The sequence below is a fragment of the Streptomyces sp. NPDC000229 genome (genome assembly GCF_040300825.1).
GTDB lineage: Bacteria > Actinomycetota > Actinomycetes > Streptomycetales > Streptomycetaceae > Streptomyces.
Genome location: NZ_JBEPEL010000132.1, coordinates 1 through 10,753, shown reverse-complemented (window position 1 = coordinate 10,753; position 10,753 = coordinate 1). Strand labels below are relative to the sequence as shown.

At 67.2% G+C, this 10,753-nt stretch carries 4 protein-coding genes; 3 read left to right on the top strand and 1 reads right to left on the bottom strand.

Going from position 1 to position 10,753, the window contains the following annotated elements:
* The coding region (locus tag ABT360_RS34210; RefSeq protein WP_351825469.1) for a polymorphic toxin-type HINT domain-containing protein at nt 1-3,756 on the bottom strand (3,756 nt) is incomplete at its 3' end.
* A 1,043-nt stretch (nt 3,757-4,799) separates the two neighbouring features.
* On the opposite strand from ABT360_RS34210, the gene ABT360_RS34205 reads away from it, so the two are divergent.
* The 3 genes from ABT360_RS34205 to ABT360_RS34195 form a co-directional block, all read left to right on the top strand.
* Nucleotides 4,800-6,893, top strand: a complete 2,094-nt coding sequence (locus ABT360_RS34205) for an FG-GAP-like repeat-containing protein (RefSeq protein WP_351825467.1) — start codon at nt 4,800-4,802, stop codon at nt 6,891-6,893.
* A gap of 88 nt (nt 6,894-6,981) precedes the next feature.
* Nucleotides 6,982-8,751 carry a D-glucuronyl C5-epimerase family protein gene (locus ABT360_RS34200; protein ID WP_351825465.1) on the top strand — a complete coding sequence of 590 codons (1,770 nt, stop codon included), beginning with the start codon at nt 6,982-6,984 and terminating at the stop codon, nt 8,749-8,751.
* A 186-nt stretch (nt 8,752-8,937) separates the two neighbouring features.
* Nucleotides 8,938-10,753, top strand: a 1,816-nt coding sequence (locus ABT360_RS34195; RefSeq protein WP_351825463.1) for a D-glucuronyl C5-epimerase family protein, incomplete at its 3' end; no start/stop codon positions are given.

The following is a 10,753-nucleotide window of genomic DNA, read 5'->3' as shown; positions in this document are numbered from 1 at the left end:
GCCCGGCAGCATGTCTATTGATGACGGGCTCGGTGTCGCGTGGCGCCGCATTGACTTCACTGGCGCGATGCTGCTCGTTGTTGCCATCGTGAACTTACTCTTACCGGGATGACGGCTGCTTGCAGAGTGCCGATTGAAAATGTGATGCCAGTCAGCCGAATCGACTCGCCCTGTGCAGTTGTGAACGAGGACTGGAGTGGTGTTCGCCAGCACATAGTACGTGTGAAGGTCGTTGACGGTCAGGTCGTAGGCCGCTTGGAGAGATTTCCAGTCCGACACTTTGCCGATCTGGGCGGTAGCGCCGGTCGGGGTACGAAGGGTGTCTCCAGCATTGAGCGCGGAGGCGTTGGTCCACTGCTTGCGGTTCTGCGACCAGAAGGGGTGGTGGTCCGTGGCGACGAGGCCACCCCCACTACCCTTCCCTCGCAGGGTGATACGGGTGAAGTCTCGGTCGTCAGGTGTGTAGATGGTGGCGTCGACACGTCGCGAACCCGTGGTGCCGGAGACCGGGTCGGTGGCCATGACCCGGTCGCCCACCCTCACGTCCTGGATGGGTCGGTGGCCGCCGTCCGCCATGAGCACCTTTGTCCCTGCAGGGAAGCTGTGCTTGCGAGTGGGACAGGAGGGGGCCCTGTCAGTTCTCTTCCTGAAGCGATTCAGCGAGTCCCAGAGCTTCTCCGTCTTGTCATACCATTTCTTTCCCTTGACGGGGGCAGCGCCCCAGCCCAGGAACGGGATGGCAGAGGCACACGACCAGCCAGCGTCCTCATAACGATCGGGCTCGTCGAATATCCAACCTTCAAGGCCGTAGGCACCGCAGTTGGCCAGGTCTGCGGGCTCACCGAAACCGGGAACGAGGCCACCTGCATCGAGCGCCAGATGGGTGTAGTCCAGCGAGAGGCGGAACTTTTCCTCCGGACTGAGCTGCATATACCAGTTGAAGGCGTCACCGATGAAGTCGGTCCCGGCCGACATGCCCGTCTCGTACTCGTCATAAGACCTGTCGAACCAGGACCTCTGGGATTCTATGAGCGTCTGGGCCAGGAACTCATTCAGATTCGCTTCGTACACCTTCGCTGCGGTCTGCGCGTCCTTACCGGCGTTGAGGGCGGACTGGCGGGCGGCTTCGGCCGCCGCGTACGCCTCCTCCGCGTACCCTCGGGCCATAGTGGCGCTGATCTCAGCGAAGGACGCGGAGCTGTTGGCGTCAGCGGCACTGTTCCAGGCTCGTATGTCAGCCTCGCGAGCCGTGGCTGCTGATTCGGCGGCCTTGTCCGCGGATACCTTGGCCTGATCGGCTGACTCAGTAGCCTGCCGAGCATGGGCGGCTGCCGCTGCCGCATGGGCCTTTGCATCAGCGGCATACTTCTGCGCGTCGTCCGCCGCCCCCTGCGCAGTGGCTGCGGACTTCAGGGCCTCGGCGGCGTTCTTCTGCGCCAGGGCAGCGACCTCGGCGGCTCCCGAGATGATCAGCTGGATCTGAGCGACGTGGGTGGCATTGATGTGATCCCGCCGGGCCGCCTTGAACTGGCCGCTACGCACGAAAGTGCGCAGTACCGGGGTGGGGCTTGCCAAGGCTGACTCGGCAGCTGCCTTGACTTCTGGACCTCCGGTTTCCGCCAGGCGCGCGGCGACTACCCGGTCGTCGCTGTCGCCGGCGGTGAACCGGTGCTTGGTGAGGAAGTCCAGGAAGGCTTGGGGGGTATTGACCTCGAAGGCGGTGTCGGCGGCCTTCTTGACGCCAGGTCCCCCTGCTTCAGCGATCCGGGTCACTTCCACTCTGTAATCCGGGGCCGCCGCCGTGTGCTGGCCCTGTGTCACGAACGCATGAATGTGTGCCGCGCCACCGCTGAGGGCGGCTTCCGCAGCCGCTCTGACGGCCGGGTATGGGGATCTGGCAGCCAGGATCTGGACCTCGTCCCGCTCGTCCTGTTCTTCTGCAATACGCCAGCCGTTGCGGGCATACTCAACAACTACGGCGTCCGGGGCCGCCAGTGCCGCCTCGGCGGCCGAGCGGCTCCACGTACCGCGCACCTGGAGCGCGGCGAGGGCCATCTTGCGGCCGGTGACCGCGATCAGCTCCTGGTCTGCTCCCGGCTGGGCTGCCTGCTGCGTGAGCTGCTTGAAGTCTGCCGTGAGCTTCTCAGCATCCGCCGTGGCCTTCTCAATGGCCGCCTGTGCCTTGTCGTATTCGGCCTTCAGGTCCTTGGCCCGATTCACATTCGACCTGGTGCGCGAGGTGACTTCCTCGGACTCGGCCCTACGGGCGAGGTCGTGGATCTTCTTGGCTTGCTCGACCGCGTTGACAGCCTCGCCGGCGCGTTGCGCTGATGCAGCGGCGTGCGCCTTCGACTCGTTGGCGGCCTCTTGTGAGCCTGCCGCATGTTGCCCTGCCGTGCGGGCAGCTTCGGCAGCCTTCCGGGCGTGCTGCGCGGAGGAACGGGCCGCGTCTCGGGCCTCTCGGGCGGCACGGGCAGCATCGGCGGCATGCGCCGCAGCAGCGTTCGCTGCGCGCGTGGCCTCCTTGGCGTGTCGCCGTGCAGTGGCGGCCGCCTCGCGCGCCTCAGCTGAGGAAACCCCGGCTTCGTCGGCGTAGCGGCCGGCCTCATCTGCGGCGAGGGCGGCCTCGTCCGCGTTGGCGATGGAGGATGCGGCGGCGCGTGCGGAACGGGCCGCGGCGTCGCCGGAGATCGCGGCCCGGTCGGCGTGACTGGCGGCAGCATCGGCGGCGTCGGCAGCTTGGAGAGCCTGCGCAGCCATTTGCTCGTCCCGTTTGCCGGCGGCGGCACTGTTCAGTGCGGCTGTCGCAGCGCGGGCGGCGCCAGCCGCGGCGTTCGCTGCGCTACTGGCCGCGGCGGCGGCGACCTGGGCAGCGGCGTTGGCCGCCCGGGCCGCGGTGATCGCTGCCTGGGCGGCTTCGGCCGCTCGCCGGGTGGACTCTGCAGCCCGGCGGGCGGCGTCGGCGGCCTTGCCCGCATCCTTCTTCGCGGCGGCGGCCTCCGCTGCTGCCTTCTCGGTTTCCAGCTTGGCCAGGCGCGCCAGGGCAATTGCCTTGTCCGCGGCCTCCTTTGCGGCCTTGTTCTCCCGCTCTGCTTGGTCTCCGGCCGCCTTGGCCTGTTGGGCCAGTTGCGAGACGGTGGCCCGCTCCTGGTCCTGTGCGCGAGCTACGTGCTGTCCGACCGCCAGAAACTCCTGCAGGTCATCGATGGATCCGTTGAGCGCTTCGGAGGCGGCTGCACGGACCCTGGGGCCGCCGGCGGTTTCAATCTGCGCCACTCGAACGCGGGCGTCGGATTCCCGCTTCTGGTACTGCCCCTCACTCAGGTACTCGCGGATGTCCTCGATGGAGCCGTTCATGGCCGCGTCTGCGGCTGCCTTGACAGCACGGCCGCCAGCCTCGCCGATCCGTGCCACTTCGACCCGCTGGTCCTGCTCCAGCGGCTGCTTCCAGCCTTCCTTGAGGAAGAAGTCCAGTTGTTCTTGGGTGCCGTCCAAGGCCTGTTCGGCGGCCCGCCGGAGGGCGGGACCGGCTTCCGCGAGGACTTGGAGCGCCGCCTCCCGGTCGTCCAGGTTCTCCGCGATGGCCCTGTTCTTCTCCAGGAATGCCTTGATGTCAGTGTCTGAACCGGTCAGGGCGGAGGCAGCAGAAGCCTTGGTCGCAGGCCCACCTGTCTTCCAGTACTCCAGAACCTGTCCACGTTCACTGAGCGTTGGGTCCGCCCAAGCGGGTGGTGCCGCCATGACCAGGCCGGACATCAGGGTGAGCGGCAGCAGACCACCGCTGAGCAGCCGGACTACGCGTCTCCTCCCCCCGATCCACCCGGATTGCTGTGTGCTGTGGCACACGAAACTCTTCCCCTCTATTAGGAGCCTCGGCCGTCAGAGCATGTGACAGCCGACCACGTCGGTAGCCGGTTGTGGCGCCTTTGCCACGCATGCACGGGCCGTGCGGCTCTCGTCGCAGCCCTTGGTCAGGCCCCCAGGCCAGGCTGCAACAAGGAGCAGTACCGGCTGTCTCGACCGGTGTGGGCTCTGTGTCATGGACACAGACTTTCCACTCCAACCCAAGGTTGTACCGGACATGGATGTTTTCGGATGAGAATGGCAGCGGCATCCATAAGTGGAACTGGATCCTCAACTTCCGCTAGTGGCGGGGTGCTCAGCGGGCTTTCAGATGCTGCTCTGCGCAAGCCGGGCTATCCTGCTCCGGCCCCCAGGCGATCAGGTCGGCCGCGACGACGCGGTCCGGCTGCTCTTGCCCATGCTTCCGGCGACACCCGGAGCGCGTTCCGCCCTCCCACTGGGAGTGGCGGCATTTTCGAGAAAGCGACAACACGTCAGTGCTTAAGCGCAGATGGCTGGCCACAGCCACCGTGACAGCGGCCGTCGTTCTGGGGACGCCCGCACCTTTGGCATTCGCCGCTCCAGAACCGCCGGCGGGGGAGCAGGCGCCGTACGCCGGCGAAGACGGCGCCTATCCCGACGGCACCGGAGTACTGGAGGAAACCGGCGCTACGCTCATACGGGGCGATGGCGGCATCACCTACACACCGTGCGATCGCCCCCACCAAATCAAAGTCTGGGCCAGGAACCTGAAGCTTCCTGACGAGCGGATGTGTTTCACCGCTCCCGGTGCGACAGGCTTTCTCGCGGTCACGATCCCCGACGCCTATCGCATTCAGACCTATGACCGAGATGTGCGCGCCAGCATCTCCGTAAAAGACCAGAGGCAGACTCTGAATGTCCCCGAAGACACCAGCAAGGGCTTTGGAGAGGCAAGTCCCGAGCAATCGGCTGCGGTGCTCCTCGAGCTGCGTATCACCGGCTCCAGTGCCCCGCCCCCGGCAGCCGGCCCCAACGACACCACCCTGCCCTTCATCGGCAAGCTGTCAATCGGTGACACCGGCTCCTGCACCGCGACCCTGATAGACCCGGAGTGGGTGGTGACGGCCAAGAGCTGCTTTGCCGACGACCCTGCCGAGAGCATCGACATCCCGGCCGGTCCGCCGAGGAAGAAGACCACCCTCACCCTTGGTCGCGGTGATCTGACGGCGGCCGGCGGCCACACCACCGAGATCGTGACGCTGGCGCCACGCGCCAACCGTGACCTGGTTCTGGCCCGTCTGGCCCAGCCCGCGGCGGGTATCGCGCCGGTGGCGTTCGCGAAGACCGCCCCCACCACGGGCGAGAGCCTGGACGTCGTCGGATTCGGCCGTACCAGCACCGAGTGGGTTCCGGTCAAGCGTCACACCAGTGCCTTCAGCGCCGGCACAGTCGATAGCGGCGAACTCGCTCTCGCCTCCGCCGACGGATCGCGGGTCTGCAAGGGTGACGCCGGAGGACCTGTGCTGCGGACCAAGGACGGCAAGAGCGAACTCGTCGGCATCACCAGCCGCTCCTGGCAGGGCGGATGCTTCGGACAGGGCGACGAAACCCGCACGGGTGCCGTCGCAAGCCGGATGGACAATGTCACCTTCGGCTCACGCCTGACCGCGGGCCAGCGTCTCGACCCCGGTGACACACTTGTCTCCGCCGCCGCACAGCTCACCATGCATCCGGGCGGCAACCTCGTCGTCACCTCCAACGCCGGTAACGCTCTCTGGTCCAGCGGCACCTCCGAAGCCGGGTCCTTCGCGCGCTTCGAAGCCGGTGGCAACCTCGTCGTCCGCAACGCAGCCGACACCGCCACCCTGTGGCAGTCCAAAACGTCCACAACGGGCGGCTCGCTGATCCTGACCGACCGCGGCAACCTGGTCGTCCACAACGCCCAGCAGCAGTCCCTCTGGTCGAGCAACACCGTCGTCCGGCACGACTACAACGGGGACGGGCGCAGTGACATCGGTGCCTGGTACTCGTTCCCGAACGCGGTGTCGGATGCGACGTACACGTTCCTTGCGAAGCCGAAGGAGGGCGACGTCGCGGCCGGTGTCCTGGGCAATCCGCTGAAGTCCTACACCTCGTCGACGGACAAGTGGAACGAGTCGGCGATGAAGTTCATCACCGGTGACTTCAACGGCGACGGCCGGGGTGACATGGTCACTGTGCGGGGTAACAGCGACGCCAGTGTCACCGCCTTCGTGGCCCTGGGTCAGGCCGATGGCGGGTTTGCCGAGCCCGTGCAGGCGTGGGCGGCTCTTCCGGGTGGCGAGTTCCACGTCTCGTACATGACGCCGCAGGCCGGTGACTTCAACGGGGACGGCCGCGATGACATGGCGGTGTGGTCCGCCAACGCCAAGACGGGCGAGACCAAGCTGTTCACGTTCACGTCCAAGCCGAGCGGCACGTTCAACACGCCCTTCGAATCCTGGGTGGCGCCCGCGGGCTCCTGGGTGCGCTCCAGCACGAAGTTCGTCACGGGTGATTTCAACGGTGACGGCCGTGAGGAGTTGAGCGTGTTCTACAAGCAGGGCACGCAGGGACTGAAGACCTACGTGTTCGGCACGCTGCCCAACGGCGGATTCTCCGCCCCGGGTCTTCCCTGGTGGGAGAGCACGGCGTGGAACTGGGAGAACGCCCTCCCGCAGGCCGGCGACTTCGACGGTGACGGCCACGACGACGTCCTCGTCTGGTACAGCTACGACGACGGCGCCGACCGCACCTCGACCATGCTGTTCGAGAAGGTGGACGGGAAGAACAAGTTCGGCTCCGCCAAGGTGACCCTCGACGGTGCCAAGAACTACGACGTGTCCCGCCTGAAGATGGTGACCGGTGACTACAACGGTGACGGCCGTGACGACCTGGCCGTCATGAACCACCGGGCGGACAACTCGGTACAGATGATCACGTGGACCGCGAGGGCCGACGCCATGTTCAACGGCGGCCTGGTCGGGTGGACGTCCAACGCCGGAGCCTGGTCCTTCGGCACCACCAAGCTCTTCAGCTCCTACAACTAGCCAACCCCCGGGCAGGGGGTGTCCACCGGCGGTGGGCACCCCCTGCCTCGTCGCGCACCGCACTCTCAAGAAGCGAGGAAGCACCGTCATGTCCGAAACCCGCTCAAGCCTCGACCGCCGAGGTCTCATACGTCTGGCCGCCAAGGGGGCCGCGGCGGGTGTGGCCGTCGCCGCCGGGGGGACGTTCGCCGGAACGGTGACGGGCGCGGTTGCCGCGCCCACGCCGACGCCCGACCCCCTCCGCGGGATGCCGCGCTCGCTGGCGCTCAGCGTGCCCAGGCGGGTGAACGGTGACGCCCCGCTGCCGCCGCTGCCCGACCAGACCGGCGGAGGGCGCATCTCACGGCCGAGCCGCCGTATCCCGTACGCCCAGGGCGCGCCCTCGGCCCGGGTGGCGGGGGAGGACGTACCCACCGCCCTGCCGTTCGCGTTCAACCAGGCGGGGTACCGGATCGTGACGGACCTCCCGGAGGCCATGCGGCCGTGGCGGGACCGGCCCAAGCGGTGGGAGGACATCACTCCCGACACCGAGAAGCAGTTCCTCGATGCCGAGGGTGTCGTACAGGTGCGTGAGGGGTTCGGCCAGCCCGGATACGACCAGCCCGTCACGCAGATCCAGTTCGCGCTCGGCTGCATCACCAGCTACCGCACCGAGACCGACGCCTCCCGCAAGGCCCTGTTCCTCACCCGGGCCAAGGCGCAGGCGAAGCGGCTGATCGACCGGCGGGTCGAGGCGCGCGGGGTGTGGTACTTCCCCTATCCGTTCGACTATGTGCACGCCGAGCACAGCGGCGTCGACTACAAGGCGCCCTGGTACTCCGGTATGGCGCAGGGCGAGGCCATCAGCCTGTTCATCCAGCTCACCCAGCTCGACGCCGTCACAGCTGACGAGCGGGCCCTGTACCGGCAGGCGGCCGACGCCGCCTTCGCGTCCCTGCTCCGCGGCGACGACGCCTACCCGTGGGTGGTGCACAAGGACTCCGCCGGTTACCTGTGGATCCAGGAGTACCCCGGCGCGCAGCCCGGGACAGGTGACTTCACCTACAACGGCATGATTTTCGCCATGTTCGGCCTGTGGGACTACTACGCCGCCACCGGCAACGAGCTCGCGCTCGCGCTGTACGACGGCTCGGCGACCACCATGGCCCGCTACTTCCCGCTGCTGCGGAACGTGCGCTGGCACTCCTACTACTGCCAGACCCACCGCATCCCCGCCCCCACGTACCACCAGCACCACATCAACCTCTTCCGTCAGCTGCACTGGCAGACCGGCAGTCCCGATTTCGCCCATCACACCGACGTCCTCACCGACGACTTCCCCTCTCCCTATCTGCGGGAAGGGTCCACCGTCGCCTTCGCTGCCGGGACCCACACGCTGTACCGGCTCGACACGAAGGCGGACGGCGGCTGGGACAGGGCCAAGGAGGACGCGCAGCTGGAGGTGAAGAAGGTGACCTTCGACCGTGCGACTCAGGCGCCGGCTTCCATGCGGCGCCGCATCCAGGGACGTGGCATCTACTACCGCATCAGCGCGGGCGCCTATGCCGGATGGTGGGTCGGCGAGGTCTGGCCGACCTCGTTCCTCCGGGGCGAGTACCTCACCACGGTGTTCCGGCCGCAGCGCACGCTCACGTTTCCGGGCGGCAACCAGGGCGTCGACGTCTACCGCTTCACGGAGGACGGCACGGCGGCCAGCATCAAGACGGTCTCTTTCGCCGCCCCGTCCAACGCGCCCACCGACCGCCGCGCGATCGTGAACGGTCGGCCCATGTACCAGATCACCGCCGGCGCCCTCGCCGGTTACTGGGCCCCCGCCACCAGTGTCACCACGGACGGGACCGGCACCACCCGGGCCTGATCCGTCTGATCCGAAACCTCGTCAGGTCGGTATCGCGCCAGTTCAGTTGTACGAGGCCCTACCGACTATGGGATTTTCTCACCTTTCACATACGATCCACATTCACCATTGCTCATGCCCTTGGGGGGGTACACAGTCATGTCCGGTAAGAGGCGTGCGGCTGTCGGCCGCAGACGGTTCATACGCTTGGCGGGCGGCACCGCGGCCGGTGCGGCCGTCGTGGGGGGCGGGACGTTCACCGCGGTCGCCACGGGTGTCTTCGACAACCCCACTCCTGACCCGTTCGCGAACATGCCGCGCTCGCTCGCGCTGAGCCTGCCCGGCCGGGCAGGCGGGGTCTATGAGATGCCGCTGCCGCCGCTGCCGGACCCGCTCGACGAGGGCACCGCTTCCATACCGAGCACGCCGCGCCGGATCCCGTACGCGGACAGCAAGCCGGATCCCCGTGCGGTCGAGAAGGACGTACCGACCGTCCTGCCGTTCGAGTTCAAGCGGAACGGCTACACGATGGTCAAGGACCTCCCCGAGTCCCTGCGGCCGTGGCGCAACCGGCCCACGGCGTGGGCGAACGTGACGCCTCCCCTGTCGTCGGTGTACCACCTGAACACCCAGGGTGTGTACATGTACTGGAAGCCCGCCCCGGGCAGCACGAAGCCGGGCCCGGTGGGCTACGACCACCCGGTCGGACAGATCCAGTTCGGTCTCGGCTGCATCACCAGCTACCGCACCGAGACGGACCCCACTCGCAAGGCCCTCTTCCTCAAGCGTGCCAAGGACCAGGCCAACCGCCTGATCACCAAGCGTGTGCAGACCCGGGGCGCCTGGTACTTCCCCTACCCCTGGGACTACAAGCACGCCGAGCACGGCGGCGTCGACTACAAGGCCCCGTGGTACTCCGGCATGGCGCAGGGCGAGGCGATCAGCCTGTTCGCCCAGCTCGCGATGCTGGACGGCGTCACGGAGCAGGAACGTACGCTCTACACCACCGCCGCCAACGGAGCGTTCGCCTCGCTGCTGCGGGCCGACGACGCCTACCCGTGGGTCGTGAACAAGGACCGCTCGGGCTACCTGTGGATCCAGGAGTACCCGTTCAAGACGCCGGGCACCGGCGACTACACGTACAACGGCATGATCTTCGCCATGTTCGGGCTCTGGGACTACTACCAGCTGACCGGCAACGAACTGGCGGCACAGCTGTACGACGGTGCCTGCACCACCATGGCCCGGTACTTCCCGCTGCTGCGCAACGAGCGCAAGTTCTCGTATTACTGCCAGACCCACCGCATCCCGGCGCACACGTACCACCACCACCACATCACGCTGTGGATGCAGCTGCACTGGCACACCAACAGTTCCGTCTTCGCCCACCAGATGGACATGCTGATCGACGACGCCCCGGCCTCGGGCGTCAAGGCGGGATCGGTGATCGCCATCGGCAAGGGGGCGTACACGCTCTACCGGGTGGACACCAAGATCGTCACGCTCGCGAACGGCACCAAGGAAGACACCGGCGAGTACTACGAGAACGCCAAGACCGGTGCCGGGCACGACAAGATCCTCAGCACCAAGAAGGTCACCTTCACCAAGGCCACCCAGGCCCCGGTCGACAAGCGGCGGCGCATCAACGGTGCCGGCATCTGGTACCGGATCAGCGCCGGTGCCTACAAGGGCCTGTGGATCGGTGAGGCGTGGCCGAACGTGTTCCTGCGCGGCGAGCACCAGCCGTTCACCTACCGCGTCCAGCGCACGCTGACGATCCCGGCAGGCCGTGAGGTCACCGCGTACAACTTCGGGTCCAACAACACCACGGGCACCACGAAGTCGCTGAAGTCCGAGGCGGAGCAGCTGTTCCAGTTCGACCGCCGCGCGGTCGTCAACGGTCGGGCGATGTGCCGCATCTCAGCGGGCGGCACGCCCGCCGGGCCCGCCGGGCAGGGCCTTCCCCCGGACCTGCTCAAGAAGGTCAGGGCCCTGCTCACCAAGGCCGAAGACCCGGCCGCCA